This is a genomic window from Niallia sp. FSL M8-0099, assembly GCF_038006945.1.
In the GTDB taxonomy this organism is placed as follows: Bacteria; Bacillota; Bacilli; order Bacillales; family Cytobacillaceae; genus Niallia; species Niallia circulans.
The window spans coordinates 1,831,603-1,848,356 of record NZ_JBBOWF010000001.1 but is presented as its reverse complement, the minus strand read 5'-3'; the positions used below and the strand labels follow the sequence as shown (position 1 = coordinate 1,848,356).

Genomic DNA, 16,754 nt, shown 5'->3' with positions numbered 1-16,754 from the left:
TTTAGGAACTGGAAAGAAATTTTATTATATTTTCAAAATATTTAATGGAGTGAAAATATTAGTTCATCTTCCCAGCATTTATTGGTGTTGCTGACATAACACCTCTTATTTTGCTTGAATGGCTTTCTTCTAAATTATTCGCCTCCTTCCCCCCTTTGCGAATATACGTTCGTATACATCTTAAGTTTAATATCGTCATAAGTTATCTGTCAACTATAACAGAACTTTCGTTCGAATATTTCGAAACTGATCTACTGAATTTTTTATTTCCCTGACGGAAATTTCAGAATTTATGATATAATTTAAAGGATATTGTTTTAGATTGATTTTTCAAATTGTATAAAAGGTGGCGTTCATTATGATGAATAGAAAATTGATGATAGTTAACAAAATCCAAGGGGAAACGCCTAATTAATAATAGGATGGATTCCCGATTTTGAGAGGGGAAAAGAATTGAATCCTGTAGATGTAAAGCTTGTTAGCTTAAATGAAAATAATTGGTATAGATGTTGTGAATTGAAAGTTTCCGAGGAACAAGAAAAATATATCGAACCAAATGCTATTTCCATCGCCCAGTCCAAGTTTGAACCTACTTTACAACCATATGCCATCTATTTTGCGGAGAAAATAGTAGGTTTCTTAATGTTTAACACTGTAAAAGAGGAACTAGATGGTCATTGGATATACAGAATAATGGTTGACAGAGAATATCAAGGAAAAGGCATTGGCCAAGCAGCTACTCTATTAATGATAGATGAAATGAAGAAACTAGTCACTGTAGAAAAAATTGCCGTTGGCTACCATCCTGAAAATAAATCTGCACATCACTTATATTCCCGTTTAGGTTTTCAAGATTTAGGGAACAGATTCGGCAAAGAAATGGCTGTTATCAAAAATATTGTGATTAAATGAAGGCATAGCTGATATATATGTAATCCCACAGAATTAAAGCCGAACAATTACAATTTTTTTGTGATTGTTCGGCATATTTAATCACTTAAAAAGCGCAATTTCCAGCTGCAATAGAGCAAGGCTGTCTTCATTAGGTATCTTTCACATGATTGATGAATCTACTGAACTTTTTGTCATATTTTGCGGTTTCCGGGGAAATGATAAGTTGATTCCATCATGTCTTGTCGTCCTCTGCCTTGAAATTTTGTCTTCTTTTTATTGAATTTTTATCAAAATACAAATAAACCACTTTCTTCATATTTAATCAGAAAAAAGTGGTTTAGAAATTTTGAAGAGAATTACCATTTATTTATAAATAATGACAGAATCCTCTCTTCTCAAAACAGAAAAATAGGCTTGCTTTAAAGCTTGTCCTATTATTTCCCTTGTTGTTTGTTCATTGCTGCCATCATTTGGTTGATCTTCTTTTGCGAAGGTTTCATAAAAAATCAATTATAATCTATAAAAATGTTGATATACCAAGGTTTTATTATCTATTCAATTCTACTAATCTATTATGAAAAATATACCACGATTAATATAGCTTGCCCATAGAGACCTTAAAAAACTGACTAACTTTTATTTATTTTTCTTTTTAACAAGAAATAGACGGTATTGTAATTTTGATAACATCTTCAGAATTTTATTCTCGTGTCCTTAAAAAGCATTCCCTATATCTTTTAACATATTCAATATTAACGGACTGATTTGAATCAATACATAACCTAATCCAACATTCATTATCAAACTCCATCCCTTCTCACTCTTTCCAAGCATAAAAAAGAAACATCCACCTACAATAATTACTGAAGCAACTGAAATAGATAGCGCAACTAGGACATCAACTAACGGATCTAAAGCATGTGCTAGTGCTTCCATTGCAGTATGACCAGCAAAGGCAGATTTAGCTAATAATAAAAGGATTGAGATGGAAGTGCCTACTCGCCTAACTACCTTCCTAAATCACTTTTTTCACTACTTTTTTTGGATGCGTAGTATTTATCTTTTTTTGTAATTTCTACTCATAAAGTCGCTAAAAGCGATAGTCTCCATTATAATCTTTCCCTTTAAGTAACCTCGATTCAAAATTGAATCCGGCTGATTTCTAATAGTTACTTTTATAATTATAAGTTGACATCTTTTTTTGTTAAGTGTCCATATTAACATTTAAAACATACTTTATCCTTAGTTTTTTTTTTACATTATTTTCAAAATAAAAAGCCCTTAATGGGCTAAAAGGTTAAAATCCCTGTTTAATTGCAATCTTCCTATTTTATAAATTAACATATAAATTAATAGTCTTCTTCCTCAGCGTCATTAGAGTACATTTCTCTATCAGCTTGTATCCACTTAATAATATCTTTCTTGTTTTTCGGGTAAGACTTCTCTAGCTCCTTGTATTCCTCTAGAATATCATGTCCCTTTTTGGTTAATCTCGCTGGCTTCAAAGAGAAAAACGTATCCATTCTAAGTACTCTTTCAACATATCCTCCTTTTTCCAAATCAAATATAAAATTTTCAAATTCTCTCTGCTTAAAACCATAGTCTTCTGCAGTCGGTAAAGATGCACCTTTATCAATTTCTCTTAATACACTATAAATAACTCTCATAGAATATCCCTCCTATATTTAAAATACCCCTCACAATTTAAGAAAATATCTACTAGTATTTTACAATATATGTTAATATAATTACAAAAGTTTCTTAGTAAATATTACCAATTTCGGAGGACGTAATGAAGAATAAAAGTATAAAATTCCTTTTAGTAACCATATCTATAGTTTTTTAATGTTTCTCTTTATTACCATCAAGTATTTCCGCAAACGAAAATCAAATCCGGAATAATACGGTTCCAGTTAGCAATCAATTAAAAATTACTTTTGGAACTATTGACAAAGAAACATCCTCTTTAATCTTAGGAGAACAAATTACTCCACTCTCATTGAATGGCTATTTAGATGATTTGATATTATCAAGTGATGATATTAACGCATCTTATGAATTAGTTTCTCTTGAGCCAAGTGAATTACAAGAAATAAAAAATCTCAATCCTAAATTTAAACCAACCAATGGTTTACTATTAAACTATACTGATTTGGAAGGCAATATCCAACAAGTAAAATACTATCTATCTACTTAGTTAATAGAAGCTCCAATTAATTCTGATGTCAGTTTGTTCGCAGTAGATACAATTTTTGATATTGCTAGTTTTCTTTATCTTTAAAAGAATACAAGAAGAACAAAACTTTTTGGAATGGTTTTTGGGTAGTTGCTGATGGAGCCGCTGTTGTATTCCCAGGTATACCTGCTGTAAGTGGCGTTAAGAGAATGATAGAAGGTAGCACTACTGTACTTAAACCTGCGCTATCTAAAGGTATAAGAAAATATAGCACTCTACAAAATATTTCTGCTCCTAAAAATTATAAAGGAAAAGGATGGGAAAGACATCATATTTTTGAAAAGAGATTTGCTAGTAAATTAGGTACAAGTAGTGGTAAAATGTTAGCTATTTTCATACCAAAATACAATTATCACTACCAAATCACTCAAAGAATGAGTAAGAAGATTCCTTGGTATACCGCTCCACGAAAGACTAAAAAGCAAATTATACAAGCACATATTGACGCTTACGGTGAATTATGGGCAGAAAGTGGTTTTGCTGATGAATATTGGGAATTCTTATATAAATTTTCTAAGTATAAACAATATGATTAATTAATATTTTCAAGCTGACTTTAGAGTGAATAAAATTCTAAAGTCAGCCATTTCAATATAAGATAAAAGTCTATTGACGATTAATAAAAGACAATGAAATTCAATTGTCTTAAATAGTGTATTAAAATCATCATGCATCTTTAGGTTGAGCATCTAATTTGTTATTCATAGAGATAAGTAAATTAACTAATGTACTTGCAGTGATATATATACTCATTCAAAACATCTACCAAAAACAAAATAAAACCACCTCTCTGCTGTGAACTGCACCCCAATTGTTAGACACAAACTAACAGTTGGAGGTGCAGTTTTTATATGTCTAAATTTAATATAGAGGAAAAAATAGAAGCAGTTATTCGTTATCTACAGGGAACGGAGGGGGTAAAATTTATTGCGAAATCCATAGGGGTACATCATACAGTCTTATTAAATTGGATAAAACAATATGAATATCATGGTGCCGATGCTTTAATAAAACCCTATACATCTTATACAACACAGTTTAAACTAGACGTACTGAATTATATGAGAGAGACAGGGACGTCTATAAGGGAAACTGCTGCAATATTTAACATTGCAACACATAGTACCATTCTAAAATGGCAAAAAGGTTTTGAATTACATGGAATTGACGCCCTGAAACCAACACAAAAGGGGCGCCCACCAATGAAAAAGGAAACGAATAAACCTCAACCAGTAGAAGGGTCTGAAGAAGCATTACGAGCTGAAAATGAACGTTTACGGATGGAGAATGCTTACTTAAAAAAGTTACATGCCTTAATTCAAGAAAAGGAAAAACTACAGAACAGGACAAAGCGCAAATAATTTATGAATTAAGGCAAGAATTTAAAGTGATTGATCTAGTAAAGGTCGCTGGTATTGCGCGTAGTACGTATTACTATTGGGTAAAACAAATGGATCGCCCAGATAAATATAAGGAAGTTAAAGAGTTAATTCAGGAGATTTTTGATGAACATCAGGGACGATATGGATATCGTCGGATCACATTAGAATTACATAACCGAGGCATCAAAATAAATCATAAAACAGTCCGCCGTCTTATGAATGAGATGGGATTAAAGTGTCTTGTGCGTATGAAAAAATATCGTTCCTACCGTGGGCAAGTAGGGAAAATAGCCCCAAATATTTTGGAACGTGATTTTAAAGCATCGAAACCAAACGAAAAGTGGGTAACGGATGTAACAGAATTCCATCTACACGGGGAGAAGCTATATTTGTCCCCCGTTCTAGATTTATTCAACGGAGAAATCATCGCTTATAACATAGAAAAGCGTCCTGTTTATCTACTTGTTTCGAAAATGCTGGACAAAGCTTTTGAGCATTTGAAAGAGGGTGACACCCCTATCCTCCATTCGGATCAAGGTTGGCAGTATCAAATGAAGAAGTACCAACATGCTTTAAAGAAACATGAGATTACTCAAAGTATGTCACGTAAGGGGAATTGTTTAGATAACGCAGTCATGGAGAATTTCTTTGGCTTATTAAAGTCTGAATTACTCTATTTAAAAGAATTTGAGAGTATGGAGCATTTTAAAGAAGAATTAGAGAATTACATTCACTACTATAACCACAAACGGATTAAGACAAAATTAAAAGGCATGAGTCCGGTGCAATATCGAACTCATGCCCTAGTAGCTGCCTAAATCCCGTGTCTAACTTTTTGGGTTCAGATCACTGAAGTTTTCATACAGATTAGTGGTTTCGAATAGATAATAAGAAAAATCAACCACTTCCATTCAAATTGATAGATGAAAAATTCACTCTACAACCTTGGAATCAGAAAAAAGTGGTTTAGAAATTTTGATGAGAATTACCATTTATTTATAAATAATGACAGAATCCTCTCTTCTCAAAACAGAAAAATAGGCTTGCTTTAAAGCTTGTCCTATTATTTCCCTTGTTGTTTGTTCATTGCTGTCATCATTTGATTGATTTTCTTTTGAGAAGGTTTCATTCCCATTTGCATCATCATCATTTTTAACATTTGTTCATTAATTGGTGGGTTTTTCTTTAAGTAGTTCATCATGTATTTACGCGCAATAAAAAATCCGATAACGATACCGGCGATTAGTGCTACGACAATACTTAACCAAGCGTACCAAGGCATATCTTTTTTCCTCCTTCATGTTGTCTATACTTTAGTGTACTAGACCAGATAATATTATACAATATCTGTTACAGAATTTCTCCATTTTAGACAAAATTTCTTTCCTTAATTGGTTTTAACCAGCCAAATCGGCCATTTTCCACATCAATTGCTAAGAAAGAAGGTTCGTATTTCCGAATAATTTCAAAGAAAATGGATTCCGCATCATAGTAACCCTTTGCTTCTATAAATAAAGAATTATCTTTTATCGTTAATGTTGCACTGCTTAAATTTCCGTTTTCAATATAAAAAGTACCATCTTTATATTGGAAGCTCTTGTTTCTCTGTAAAGCGGAGTATAGTTGATTTTCGATCATCCATCTAGAAATAGGAAGCGTAATAAAATCCACTTGTTTTTGCAGTATCTCCTTTAATGGTCCATCGTTTGTTTTAGTATGGTCCGAAAATAAATTGTAAAACAAACGTTCTCTACCATTATAGTGAATAGCGATTTTTTCTTTAATTAAATACAATTGATATCTTCTCATACTGAATCTTCACCAACCTGTCCACTTCTTTTCCTTCTATTATAAAGAAGGATATCTCCAAGATGTGTCTCAAGGTGTTAAAAAAACAGACTTATTTTGTCGAACGAAGAAAATAGGATGGAATGGAAAATGCAATCCCCCCATTGGTTGGTGAAGAATCCTTTTCCAGCCATCCTTGACGAGTTAACTTTCTAGTAATGATTTTAACCGTTTGACCACATTGGACACTGTAAATCCATATTCCTCTAGTACTTTATTTCCTGGCGCAGATGCTCCAAATGTTTCGATTGAAAGAACATCTCCTTCCTCTCCAACATATTTATGCCAGCCGAGAGAACTTCCCATTTCGATTGCTAATCTTTTCTTTACGTTTTTTGGAATAACGGCCTCTTTATATTCTTTAGATTGCTGTTCAAAGCGGTCCCATGCTGGTAAACTGACAACAGAAATATTGATTCCGTCTTTTTCTAATTCTTTTTGTGCTTCAACTGCTAAGCCAACTTCTGAACCTGCTGCTATTAATAATGCATCAGGGGTTTCCGTTTTAGAAGGAGAAATAATATATCCACCTTTCGATACACCTTCGTATGCATTATCTTTTGTCCCTTTAATAGTCGGTAAATTTTGTCTAGTTAAGACTAAAGCAGTTGGCTTATTTGTAGACTCAAGTGCAATTTTCCAAGCAGCAGCTGTTTCGTTTCCATCCGCTGGACGAATGACAGAAAGATTAGGCATTGCTCTTAAAGAAGCTAATTGCTCAACAGGTTCATGAGTTGGTCCATCTTCACCTACCGCAATACTATCATGTGTGAAAACATACGTTACTGGTAGTCCCATCAAAGCAGCGAGACGGATCGCAGGTCTTAAATAATCAGAGAATACAAAGAAAGTACCACCAAATATTTTTAATCCCCCATGAAGGGCAATTCCATTCAAAGCTGCGCCCATCGCAAATTCTCTAACGCCAAACCATATGTTTCTTCCTTCAGGCGTTTCAGGAGTAAAATCCTTTCCTCCCTTAATCATTGTATTATTACTTCCAGCTAAATCGGCAGATCCTCCAAGTAAAAATGGCAGCTCTTTTGAAATGCTATTGATTACTTCTCCGGAAGAGGCACGACTTGCTAGACTGCTGCCTTCCTCATATACAGGTATTTGACGATCCCAACCTTGTGGTAAAGTATCTGCTAGAGCAGTTTTTAATTGTTCAGCTAGTTCCGGAAATTCCTTTTCATAATTTGCAAAAAGTTCTTTCCATTCCTGTTCTTTTTTCTCACCATTCATTAAGACTTTTTCTTTAAAATGATTATAAACTTCCTCTGGTACATAAAAGTCTTCATCAAACGTCCAATTATAGGCTTCCTTCGTTAATTTTAACTCCTCAGCACCAAGTGGAGCTCCATGAACTAATGATTTTCCAGCTTTATTTGGTGCACCAAAACCAATAATCGTTTTCACTTCAATTAATGTAGGTTTTGATTGATCTTTCTTTGCTTCTTCTATTGCTTTTGCAATTTGGTCAGTATCATTACCATCATCGACACGAATATATTGCCATCCATACGCTTTAAATCGCTGTTCTACACTTTCGGAAAACGATTTGTCCAAATCACCATCTAAAGAAATATCGTTGGAATCATATAGCACAACTAATTTCCCTAACTGTAAATGTCCAGCTAGAGAAGCCGCTTCTGCAGATACTCCTTCCATTAAGTCCCCATCACCACAAATACTGTATGTAAAGTGATCGACAATTGGATAATTATTTTTATTATATACACCTGCCAAATGTTTTTCTGCAAGTGCCATACCAACGGCCATCGCAATTCCTTGTCCTAAGGGTCCAGTTGTAGCATCCACTCCTGCGGTATGTCCATACTCTGGATGTCCTGGTGTTTTGCTTCCCCACTGTCTAAACCCCTTTAAATCATCAAGGGATAAATCATAGCCTGATAAATGTAATAAGCTATATAGTAAAGCAGAGCCATGTCCTGCAGATAAAACAAAGCGGTCTCGATTAAACCACTCTGGATTTTTAGGGTTATGATTCATAAAAGATGTCCATAAAGTATAAGCCATCGGTGCTGCACCCATCGGCATTCCTGGATGGCCTGATTTAGCTTTTTCGATTGTGTCAATAGAAAGTGTTCTAATTGAAGCAATAGATAAATGATCTAATTTTGTATTCAATGTTCAACATCCTCTCATTTTCTTGATTTTAGTAGCCAATATGATTCTTTTTCTATATATGTACACTAGAAAGAAGCACCACTATATAATTTCGACATTTATTTTGTATTTTACCCATAAATTCCTTTAGAAAACATAAAAAAACCTTAACATATAAATGTTAAGGCTAGAGTTAAAGGGAAAAATTAGTGTAATTTCTTTTTATTTTGAATATCTTTAATCTTTTGAGGTGTTACATCCGTTCCATTTGGATCAAGAATTTTTACATTTTCAATTGTATTTACCATAGTTGAACGAAAATTTTTTAAATAATCTGCGCGTAATTTTGTTTGTTCTTTTGCTTCTTCAAGCGTTAAGCCTGTTTCCTTTTTCTTTTTTGCAAGTTCATTTATACGATCAAGTTTATTTTTAGGATACATATTATACTCCTTTTATTAAATTTTTCATGATTGTGTGATAAGATAACTTGTCTTACCATAGTCAATAACGCACTAACTGTGTGTTTTAATTTAAGCTGTAATAAAATAAAAAAGCCCAGTTTACTTGTAACTGGCTTGATGAAATCCATTATAACATAAATAAAAGCAGTTTCCTATTGAAAAGACTGACATGAAGATTTCTGCATTACTTTTCTTTTCTTTGCTCTATATAGTCTTGATATCTCCTATGAATAGTAGCTTTAGAAAAGCTATAGCCTAATCCTTTTAATGTAGAAGTTATTTCTGCAAAAGTTAACCCATTTTGCTTTAATTTCACCACTTCTTCAATAGGAACATCTATCTTCTGCCTTCCTGAATGATCTCCTAAGTTTTTTAAGTTTCTATCTGGGCGATATCCATTTTCTACAGCTCTTTTCATTCCTCTTTTTATTTTTAAATTATGTATCTTTCGCTGATATTCTTCTACAATACTTACAATTTTTAATACCATTTCATCTGCTTCAGAAAGTGTAAGTTCTCCAGAAGAGGAAACACTATAAACTTTAATATTTTCCTTTAATATACAATGTAAAATCGCTATTCTAGCATTTCCCCTGCCTAATCTTGTCTCATCTTGTATAAGAATAGACGAAATATCCTTTTCCTTTATCCGCGATAAAAGGTCCAATAATCCTTCTCTATCTAAATCGTATCCACTTGCTCTTTCGGAGATTATTTCTTTCACTTCAAAGCCCATTTTACTTGCCAATTGTAATAATTCCTCTTCCTGTCGCTCAAGAGAAGTAGTCTGTTCTTCTTTATCTGTACTTACTCGACAATAGATAATCGCATTCTTTTCCTTATTCATTACTATTATTAGTCCTTTTCTATTATTCTGATGCCAACATTAGTTGATGATCCTCTTCACGTACTGGGATGAGTATTTCTTTTCCTGCCGAAATACTATTTGCAGAGATATTGTTTTGTTGTTCTACCCATTTAATAAATTGTTTTTTTGACATATTATAAGAGCCTGCATATTCATTAGATATTTCCCAGAGAGTTTCCCCATTTTTCACAGTAACGGATACATATTTGCTAGAATCTGCTTCACCCGTATTAATTACAATTATAATACACGCTATAAAACCACAAATTAAAAGAATAATAGTATATGAATATTTTTCCCACAATTTAGACATCTATAATTCCACCTTTTTTTAGAATGTATGTTCGTTTATGAATCTAGTTTAATACGAACAAACGTTTCCTGTCAACAATAAAATAGAACTTATGTTTGTATCCTATTCTTAAACATGCTATAATTATGACAAGAATAAAATAACGAGGTGCATATAATGCAGAAGCTTTCAAAGAGGCAATTAGACATACTAGAATACATAAAAGAAGAAGTAAAGCTAAAAGGATATCCCCCTTCTGTACGTGAGATTGCAGAAGCTGTTGGTCTTGCATCGAGCTCTACGGTTCATGGCCACTTGGCAAGATTAGAAAGTAAAGGATTAATTCGTCGAGATCCAACGAAACCTAGAGCGATTGAGATTTTGGATCTTGAAGAAAGCAATATACCAAAATATAATATTATTAATGTGCCTGTGGTCGGAAAAGTAACAGCGGGTATGCCTATTACAGCAATTGAAAATGTAGAAGAATATTTTCCACTGCCTGAAAGATTAGCACCTAGTGACGAACAAATATTCATGCTCGAAGTTATGGGAGAAAGTATGATTGAGGCTGGAATCTTAGATGGTGATTATGTAATTGTAAGGCAGCAGCATTCAGCTAATAACGGAGATATAGTAGTGGCAATGACAGAGGAAGATGAAGCTACTGTTAAAAGATTCTTTAAAGAACGCGATTTTATTCGCCTTCAGCCAGAGAATAGCACAATGGAACCGATTATCCTGCGAAATGTAAGCATTCTTGGAAAAGTAATTGGTGTATATCGTCATATTCAATAATATTTAAAAGTAGAATGGAAGACTGGAAATAGAGAAGGTTTATCACTATGTGGTAAGCCTTCTTTAACTATGTAATTCCCTTAAAAGCTACTAAATCCTTCTCATATTAAAATTCTAAAACATGTTATTGTGATTATATTGCGCGATTATCCTTTTAGCTAATAAATAAAAGAAATTTGCATCTATTATCCCTACTTTATGTTCAAATAATTTATTTTTGTTCTATCACTCCCAATCTTTACATACATCCACCCACTCCACTGCATTTCCGTAGATATAAAGTTCTTCATTGGTTAATTCAATAGCTGAATTGCTGCTGCCGCAAGCTGGAAAGACCGTACTAAATCGCTTCAATGATTCATCCAAATAGACAGGTAAATCTTCCGTTAAACCAAAAGGACAAACACCGCCTACAGCATGACCAGTTTTTTCTAAAACTTCTTCTGGTGAGAGCATCCTTGGTTTTTCCGAAAAAGCTTGTTTAAATTTTTTATTATCAATTTTGGCATCACCTGCTGCAACAATTAATATCGCATTATTGTCCTTACGAAATGACAATGTTTTTGCAATTCTTTGTGGTTCTACCCCTAATGTTTCAGCAGCCTCTAAAACAGTTGCACTAGATGTTGTAAATATTCGTATATCTTTCTCTCTATTCCATTTACTTAAATATGCTTGTACATTTTCTAACGACAATGATGGCCACCCCTTAAAATTTTCTTAATATTATAAATATATCACTTAACTGTTCTCAGCTCAAATACTGTCACCCTTATAAAATAAAAAAGAGTCCTCTAACTAACAAAGGACACTTTATATATTGTGTGGCCACAATATAATATAAATGGATTAGAAAGTAATTAGTTTTTTTAATTCCTTAAACCCAATAATATAGCTTGCTGCAATTAGCGCATTAATAAAGAGGATATAAAATAACCCAATAATATAGACTTTGTATTTTTTCCACTTTTTTTTCACGTCTTACCCCACCTTTATAGCTATTAATATCCTCTTTATTGGTAAATTTATGTATACAAAAATAATACTAATAAAAATTTTTCCTATACTCATACTAATTTTATAAATTCTACTTTAAATCAAGGATAAAAAGTGGTGACATACATGTTTAGTTTTATCTTACACTATCCCAGCAATATTGAAATCGAACAAGAAAAAGAAAAATTAACCCACCTTTCCATCGATCATTGGTTGCAGCATGACTTTTTATCGCCGAACTGGTGGATTCTATTTCTCGCAACCATTATTCCTTATTTTATTTGGTGGAAACTCGTGGATAAAAATCGTTTTTTTGAAATTTTTTCTTATGGAATGGTGTGTGCCACTTTTTGCATGCTCCTTGATGTTATTGGTACTGAGTTTATGCTATGGAGCTATCCAGACAAAATTATCCCCATTATCACCCCTCTAATTCCTGCTAATTTGGTCATCATTCCGATATCAGCTATGATTGTCTATCAATATTTTAGTAATTGGAAACACTTTATGTTAGCAACTTTAGGTTGGTCGATTCTATTTTCTTATATTATTGAACCATTATTTATACTGCGAAAAATGTTTGAATTAGGAGAACATTGGTCCCATACAAGATCCTTTATTGGTTTTATCATACTTGGATTTATCTTGAAAAGTATTTTTGAAAAAATAAAGAAGACACTTCCTAATTAGCCTTTTCTTTTTCATCACATATAATTTTCATTTTTTCGCAAACTAACAAAAGTAATAACCCAAAAAGGAGTGAACAATGATGAAAGATCCTAATGGAAAAGATACAAACCTGCAAGATCGATTAGGTCTAGATGAAGATGAACAAGAAATGAATGGTTTATATGGTATGGCGGAAACAAAAGAAGAAGACGTGCGTCATAACTCGAATACTCAATTAAAACAATAAGTAAAAATGCCCCTGCAGCATACATATTAGGACTACAGGGGTATTTAAACTTATGTTTTCTTTCTTTCTATCGCTTTTAACATTGCAGTTTCAATTTCTTCATAACTTGTACAGCGACATATATTCGATTCTAGCCATTCTTTTATTTTTTCTTTATTAGGATTTTTTTCATTTAGTAGCAGTGCATGGCCGTTCATAATAAAACCTGATGTACAATACCCGCATTGGAAAGCAAATTCCTCGATAAATGTTTGCTGAAGAGGACTATTCTCTAACCCTTCGATTGTTACTACTTCCTTTCCGACTGCTTCCATTGCAAGCATTAAACACGATTTCATCGCCATTTGATCGACCATAATAGTACAAGCTCCACAATCTCCATTGAAACAGCCAGGCTTAGATCCAGTTAAAAATAGATCTTCCCTTAATACAGCTAGCAAAGTTTTATTTGGAGGAATGACTACTAAATGATTTTGCCTGTTGACACGCAGCTTCATCGTCTGCAAATTAGGTTCTTTCTCTCCCATCAATCTACCTCCAGTCGTGCTATTACTTTTTCTAAAAGATCTGTAAGAACAAATATACGGTACTCCTCTGATCCTTCCACATCATTTAAAATGGGAGCAGGCAGATGATTTACGATTTGATCGATACGTTCTTGCCGACTAAGCATTCGATTATTCATTATGTTTTCTAATGTAATGGAACGGAACGGATATGGGCATAAGCCACTAAAGGCCATTCGAATTTCACCATCTATTTCTAAAGCAGCAATTGTAATTAACGGATAACCGGTTTCCCATTGCTGTCTCACTTTAATGGCAATATACTCACGAGATATGTACCTTTTTTCAATAAATGCCTGCACAAATAATTCTCCATTTTTAAGCTGTAATTGCTCATGAAAAACATCATGAATATATTCTGTTCTCAATCCATTTTTGCCAGCAAGCACTAGAATGCTGTCTGTCAAAAGGAACGGTAAAACAGCCTCTCGATAAAAAATAGCACCGCAAATATTCCCCCCGACTGTTATCTTATTTCTCGCTGTATGATCGGCAATTTCTTTGCAGATATCTGTTAATAATGGAAAATGATTTTGATCCTCTATTTCAGTTAGAGTGAGACAGGAACCATAAACAAGATAGTCTTCTTTCAGCTGATGAACAAGGCAAGCTGGAATATCTTTAATATCAATGGCTACATCAATACTTAACTGTTGAATTCTTTGTAATGTAAGGATTTCTGTACCACCAGCGTAATAAGCAGGTTGTCGATTTTCCATCTTGGTTTTGGCAAATTGCGCTAATGCTTGATCGATAGTTGAAGTCTTCCAAAATTCAAAACCCATGTGCTCCCTCCTTTGTCTGTCGCCAGATGGATTCTGGAGTCAAAGGCAACCGGGTCAATTCATGATTAACTGCTTTGGAAAGCGCATTTGCTATTGCTGCAGGAATACCAATCAAACCATGTTCTCCTGCCCCTCTTGCTCCAAAGGGCCCTTCTAAATGAGGAGTTTTAATGATTGCTACCTCATAATTGGGATGTTCGCCAAACCTTAGTGGTCGATAGGTTCGTAATTGCAGATTAAGAAGCCTGCCATTCTTATCAAAGTAAAATGCCTCCCTTCCTGCCCATGCAATCCCCATACTCATTGCTCCTTTTATTTGTCCCAGCGCTCCTTTGTAGTTCAATACTTCGCCTATATCCATAACGGTTATCGCTTTAAGAATTTTGTAGCGAAATGTTTTTGTGTCTATCTCTATTACGACACCTTGTGCTGCGACCGCCCATTCAGGACCAGGATTCCCTGCACCAGTTTCAGGGTCTAAATTCGTTAATCCAGTAAGTGAATAGCTTCCATTTGCAATAATTTGCCCACCTATAGAATTGCCATCTGGATAGGTGTATCCATATACTATATCTTTAAACGGCACTAATTTTTGGGGATTATCTCGTAGATATACTGTTTCATTAGCAACCTCTATGTCATCTTCTGAAGCCCTTAATACAATTGCGCCCATTTTTTTCAGTTGGCGAATAGCATCATCTGCTGCAGCCATTACTGCTCTGCCGGCCATTAACGTACCTCTGCTTGCTACTGTCTTCCAATGTTCTGGTTCTGTTTGTGTATCTACGGTCATTCTTACATGAATTCTCTCCACCTTCATTTTCATCTTCTCTGCTAAAATTTGTGCCAAGACCGTTTTTGTTCCCGTACCTATTTCCACTAATCCGGACATAAGATTGATGCTCCCATCGGAATTAAAGGTAAGAATAACACCTGAACTGACGCTAGGACCAATAGTTGAATTTTTCCAGGTGCATGCGATTCCTTTTGCACGTACTTTATTAGGGGAAATTTCTTCTAATTGTCCTTTTTCCCAATCCATTAATTCATGTAATCGATCAATGCATTTTTCAATATTTCCAACTTTACTGCTTGTTAATAACACTTGTGTTGGTGTGGTATCACCAGGGCGGATTGCATTTATTCTGCGAAACCGAAGAGGATCCATCCTCACTTTTTTTGCCAGCATATCCATTGCTCTTTCAAAAGCAAAATGTACCTCTCCATGACTGAAGCCTCTATAAGGAGCAGGATAAGGATGATTGGTATATACACATAAAGCATCACACCAAACATTCTCTATGTTATAAGGTCCTGTACAATCAACTGCCCCAGCTGTACTAAGGTGTGGTGATTTATCAGCATACGCTCCCCCATCAAATACATATTTCAGTTTTGCAGCGGTTAGTTTTCCGTCCTCTGTACAAGCGAGTTGTATGGTTGCTTCTAGACCGATATGTACTGGTGAAACTGCAAAATCTTCTTCTCTTGTATTAAATAGACGTACTTTTCGCCCGCCGACTGCTCTTGATGCAATAAAAGCAAATATTTCAAGCTGTACAGATGCTTTGCCACCATAGCCACCACCAACAAAGGGAGTTTCTACAACGACCTTTCCTGTTTCCACCTTGAAATCCCTGCTGATAATCTTTTTCACCATATAAGGGGCTTGAGAGCTGGTTACAATTCGGACAATCCCGCTTTCCAAAATTTCACAGAGAGCGGCCCTTGTCTCCATTGCGGCATGATCTGATAAAGGAATGGAAAAATGAGATTCTATTTTGACTTCCCCTTCCTGCAGACCAGCCTGAATATCCCCTTTTCTGATTTTAGTATGATTGATAATATTCGTTCCTTCTACCGGGTATATTCCTTCGTCTTTTGTATAATCAAGCAAATTTTCATGAACAAGTGGCGCGTTTTCTTCTAAACCCTGTAACGGAGAATTTACCACTGGAAGAGGGTCGTATTCAATGTGGATAAGCTGTGCTGCTTTTTTGGCAATAGAAATATTTTCCGCTACAACTAGCGCAATGACTTCCCCGTAATAACGTACTTTATTGAATGCAAGGGCAGGTCGATCAATTACTTCCTCCCCAATTAAAGGAAGATTATCTCCGAGAATAATCGCTCGTACGCCATCTAGCCTTTGTGCTTTCTCTATTTCAATAGAGCGAATATTTGCATGAGCATACGAGCTTTTCACCATTTCCACATGTAAAGCATCACTCGCTAGGTAATCAGCGGTATACCTTGCTCTCCCTGTTACTTTTTCGAGGGATTCTTTTCGAAAAACACTTTTTCCAATATACGTCACAGTGCCCCTCCTCTTCTTTTCCCCGATATTATTCTAGAATAGATTTTATGAGATCATTCAAACAAAAAAAGACACGGTCAATTATATACAAATCTCTATATGTATATGATTTTATTTTCAAAATATAGATGGTGTAAGCAAAAAACAGGAAATTTTTATGAAGGGTTGAGGTAAATCCGTTAACCATCCCTCTTGTCTACTGAAGAAAATAAACAAATAGAGAACAGTCTATAAATTTAGTAATGGTTAATGAGGAGATAGCTAC

General features: G+C 34.4%; 20 protein-coding genes. 6 read left to right on the top strand and 14 right to left on the bottom strand.

The window, feature by feature from the left end:
• Positions 1–453 precede the first annotated feature (453 nt).
• Positions 454–912 carry a GNAT family N-acetyltransferase gene (locus tag NSQ92_RS08830; protein WP_095320057.1) on the top strand — a complete coding sequence of 153 codons (459 nt, stop codon included), beginning with the start codon at positions 454–456 and terminating at the stop codon, positions 910–912.
• A gap of 345 nt (positions 913–1,257) precedes the next feature.
• Here the strand turns inward: NSQ92_RS08830 and NSQ92_RS08825 are convergent, their stop codons facing one another.
• The 3 genes from NSQ92_RS08825 to NSQ92_RS08815 form a co-directional block, all read right to left on the bottom strand.
• Entirely contained in the window at positions 1,258–1,404 is a 147-nt protein-coding gene (locus NSQ92_RS08825) for a hypothetical protein (RefSeq protein WP_341132496.1), read from the bottom strand.
• A gap of 204 nt (positions 1,405–1,608) precedes the next feature.
• Positions 1,609–1,830, bottom strand: coding sequence for a hypothetical protein (locus NSQ92_RS08820; protein WP_053215739.1), 222 nt, complete (start codon positions 1,828–1,830; stop codon positions 1,609–1,611).
• Between the two features lie 413 nt (positions 1,831–2,243).
• Complete coding sequence (locus NSQ92_RS08815) at positions 2,244–2,561, bottom strand: hypothetical protein (protein WP_336045381.1); 318 nt, start codon at positions 2,559–2,561, stop codon at positions 2,244–2,246.
• Between the two features lie 718 nt (positions 2,562–3,279).
• Here NSQ92_RS08815 and NSQ92_RS08810 point away from each other — a divergent pair.
• Both NSQ92_RS08810 and NSQ92_RS08805 read left to right on the top strand, forming a co-directional pair.
• Positions 3,280–3,666, top strand: coding sequence for a hypothetical protein (locus tag NSQ92_RS08810; protein WP_341152580.1), 387 nt, complete (start codon positions 3,280–3,282; stop codon positions 3,664–3,666).
• A 315-nt stretch (positions 3,667–3,981) separates the two neighbouring features.
• A protein-coding gene (locus tag NSQ92_RS08805) for an IS3 family transposase (RefSeq protein WP_341152345.1) occupies positions 3,982–5,330 on the top strand; the annotation gives its coding sequence in 2 pieces (ribosomal slippage) (positions 3,982–4,438 and positions 4,438–5,330; 1,350 coding nt in all).
• Between the two features lie 245 nt (positions 5,331–5,575).
• Here the strand turns inward: NSQ92_RS08805 and NSQ92_RS08800 are convergent.
• From NSQ92_RS08800 to yneA, 6 genes are all read right to left on the bottom strand, one after another.
• On the bottom strand, positions 5,576–5,794 hold the full coding sequence (locus NSQ92_RS08800; RefSeq protein WP_016205025.1) for a YneF family protein: 219 nt from the start codon (positions 5,792–5,794) through the stop codon (positions 5,576–5,578).
• An 86-nt stretch (positions 5,795–5,880) separates the two neighbouring features.
• The gene (gene sirA, locus NSQ92_RS08795; RefSeq protein WP_047944816.1) at positions 5,881–6,321 is read right to left on the bottom strand and encodes a sporulation inhibitor of replication protein SirA; all 441 of its coding nucleotides are present in this window, start codon (positions 6,319–6,321) and stop codon (positions 5,881–5,883) included.
• Positions 6,322–6,504: 183 nt separating this feature from the next.
• Positions 6,505–8,511, bottom strand: coding sequence for a transketolase (tkt, locus tag NSQ92_RS08790; RefSeq protein ID WP_047944817.1), 2,007 nt, complete (start codon positions 8,509–8,511; stop codon positions 6,505–6,507).
• 185 nt (positions 8,512–8,696) lie between these two features.
• A complete protein-coding gene (locus NSQ92_RS08785; protein WP_047944818.1) occupies positions 8,697–8,930 on the bottom strand; it encodes a DUF896 domain-containing protein in 234 nt (77 codons plus the stop codon).
• Positions 8,931–9,135: 205 nt separating this feature from the next.
• Positions 9,136–9,798, bottom strand: a complete 663-nt coding sequence (locus tag NSQ92_RS08780; protein WP_047944819.1) for a YneB family resolvase-like protein — start codon at positions 9,796–9,798, stop codon at positions 9,136–9,138.
• 22 nt (positions 9,799–9,820) lie between these two features.
• The gene (gene yneA / locus NSQ92_RS08775) at positions 9,821–10,132 is read right to left on the bottom strand and encodes a cell division suppressor protein YneA (RefSeq protein ID WP_047944820.1); all 312 of its coding nucleotides are present in this window, start codon (positions 10,130–10,132) and stop codon (positions 9,821–9,823) included.
• Between the two features lie 156 nt (positions 10,133–10,288).
• Between yneA and lexA the strand changes: the two genes are divergently transcribed.
• Entirely contained in the window at positions 10,289–10,909 is a 621-nt protein-coding gene (gene lexA / locus NSQ92_RS08770) for a transcriptional repressor LexA (RefSeq protein ID WP_047944821.1), read from the top strand.
• A gap of 225 nt (positions 10,910–11,134) precedes the next feature.
• On the opposite strand, the gene NSQ92_RS08765 is transcribed toward lexA, so the two are convergent.
• Together NSQ92_RS08765 and NSQ92_RS08760 are read right to left on the bottom strand one after the other, a co-directional pair.
• Entirely contained in the window at positions 11,135–11,605 is a 471-nt protein-coding gene (locus tag NSQ92_RS08765; RefSeq protein WP_047944822.1) for a YbaK/EbsC family protein, read from the bottom strand.
• 153 nt (positions 11,606–11,758) lie between these two features.
• A complete protein-coding gene (locus NSQ92_RS08760) occupies positions 11,759–11,887 on the bottom strand; it encodes a hypothetical protein (RefSeq protein ID WP_268874835.1) in 129 nt (42 codons plus the stop codon).
• 144 nt (positions 11,888–12,031) lie between these two features.
• Here NSQ92_RS08760 and NSQ92_RS08755 point away from each other — a divergent pair, with 144 nt between their 5' ends.
• Both NSQ92_RS08755 and NSQ92_RS08750 read left to right on the top strand, forming a co-directional pair.
• Positions 12,032–12,595 carry a CBO0543 family protein gene (locus NSQ92_RS08755; protein ID WP_047944823.1) on the top strand — a complete coding sequence of 188 codons (564 nt, stop codon included), beginning with the start codon at positions 12,032–12,034 and terminating at the stop codon, positions 12,593–12,595.
• Positions 12,596–12,671: 76 nt separating this feature from the next.
• Positions 12,672–12,821 (top strand): DUF4021 domain-containing protein, encoded by a 150-nt coding sequence (locus tag NSQ92_RS08750; RefSeq protein ID WP_082138457.1) that lies wholly within the window; start codon positions 12,672–12,674, stop codon positions 12,819–12,821.
• A 50-nt stretch (positions 12,822–12,871) separates the two neighbouring features.
• On the opposite strand, the gene NSQ92_RS08745 is transcribed toward NSQ92_RS08750, so the two are convergent.
• From NSQ92_RS08745 to NSQ92_RS08735, 3 genes are read right to left on the bottom strand one after another with little or no spacing between them, the layout of a single operon-like run.
• Complete coding sequence (locus NSQ92_RS08745; protein WP_047944824.1) at positions 12,872–13,348, bottom strand: (2Fe-2S)-binding protein; 477 nt, start codon at positions 13,346–13,348, stop codon at positions 12,872–12,874.
• Positions 13,348–14,172: an FAD binding domain-containing protein gene (locus NSQ92_RS08740; RefSeq protein ID WP_061798972.1), complete on the bottom strand. Its 825-nt coding sequence runs from the start codon at positions 14,170–14,172 to the stop codon at positions 13,348–13,350. The genes NSQ92_RS08745 and NSQ92_RS08740 overlap by 1 nt, the downstream gene beginning before the upstream one ends.
• Positions 14,162–16,489 carry a xanthine dehydrogenase family protein molybdopterin-binding subunit gene (locus tag NSQ92_RS08735; protein ID WP_341152579.1) on the bottom strand — a complete coding sequence of 776 codons (2,328 nt, stop codon included), beginning with the start codon at positions 16,487–16,489 and terminating at the stop codon, positions 14,162–14,164. The genes NSQ92_RS08740 and NSQ92_RS08735 overlap by 11 nt, the downstream gene beginning before the upstream one ends.
• Positions 16,490–16,754 lie beyond the last annotated feature (265 nt).

What these genes read in the sequence shown, in the direction of transcription:
- NSQ92_RS08820 (WP_053215739.1), bottom strand. Translation starts at nt 1,830, where the DNA reads ATGGAAGCACTAGCACATGCTTTAGATCCGTTAGTTGATGTCCTAGTT.
- NSQ92_RS08755 (WP_047944823.1), top strand. Translation starts at nt 12,032, where the DNA reads ATGTTTAGTTTTATCTTACACTATCCCAGCAATATTGAAATCGAACAA.
- NSQ92_RS08745 (WP_047944824.1), bottom strand. Translation starts at nt 13,348, where the DNA reads ATGGGAGAGAAAGAACCTAATTTGCAGACGATGAAGCTGCGTGTCAAC.
- NSQ92_RS08800 (WP_016205025.1), bottom strand. Translation starts at nt 5,794, where the DNA reads ATGCCTTGGTACGCTTGGTTAAGTATTGTCGTAGCACTAATCGCCGGT.
- lexA (WP_047944821.1), top strand. Translation starts at nt 10,289, where the DNA reads ATGCAGAAGCTTTCAAAGAGGCAATTAGACATACTAGAATACATAAAA.
- NSQ92_RS08810 (WP_341152580.1), top strand. Translation starts at nt 3,280, where the DNA reads ATGATAGAAGGTAGCACTACTGTACTTAAACCTGCGCTATCTAAAGGT.
- NSQ92_RS08740 (WP_061798972.1), bottom strand. Translation starts at nt 14,172, where the DNA reads ATGGGTTTTGAATTTTGGAAGACTTCAACTATCGATCAAGCATTAGCG.
- NSQ92_RS08750 (WP_082138457.1), top strand. Translation starts at nt 12,672, where the DNA reads ATGATGAAAGATCCTAATGGAAAAGATACAAACCTGCAAGATCGATTA.
- sirA (WP_047944816.1), bottom strand. Translation starts at nt 6,321, where the DNA reads ATGAGAAGATATCAATTGTATTTAATTAAAGAAAAAATCGCTATTCAC.
- yneA (WP_047944820.1), bottom strand. Translation starts at nt 10,132, where the DNA reads ATGTCTAAATTGTGGGAAAAATATTCATATACTATTATTCTTTTAATT.
- NSQ92_RS08785 (WP_047944818.1), bottom strand. Translation starts at nt 8,930, where the DNA reads ATGTATCCTAAAAATAAACTTGATCGTATAAATGAACTTGCAAAAAAG.
- NSQ92_RS08780 (WP_047944819.1), bottom strand. Translation starts at nt 9,798, where the DNA reads ATGAATAAGGAAAAGAATGCGATTATCTATTGTCGAGTAAGTACAGAT.
- NSQ92_RS08815 (WP_336045381.1), bottom strand. Translation starts at nt 2,561, where the DNA reads ATGAGAGTTATTTATAGTGTATTAAGAGAAATTGATAAAGGTGCATCT.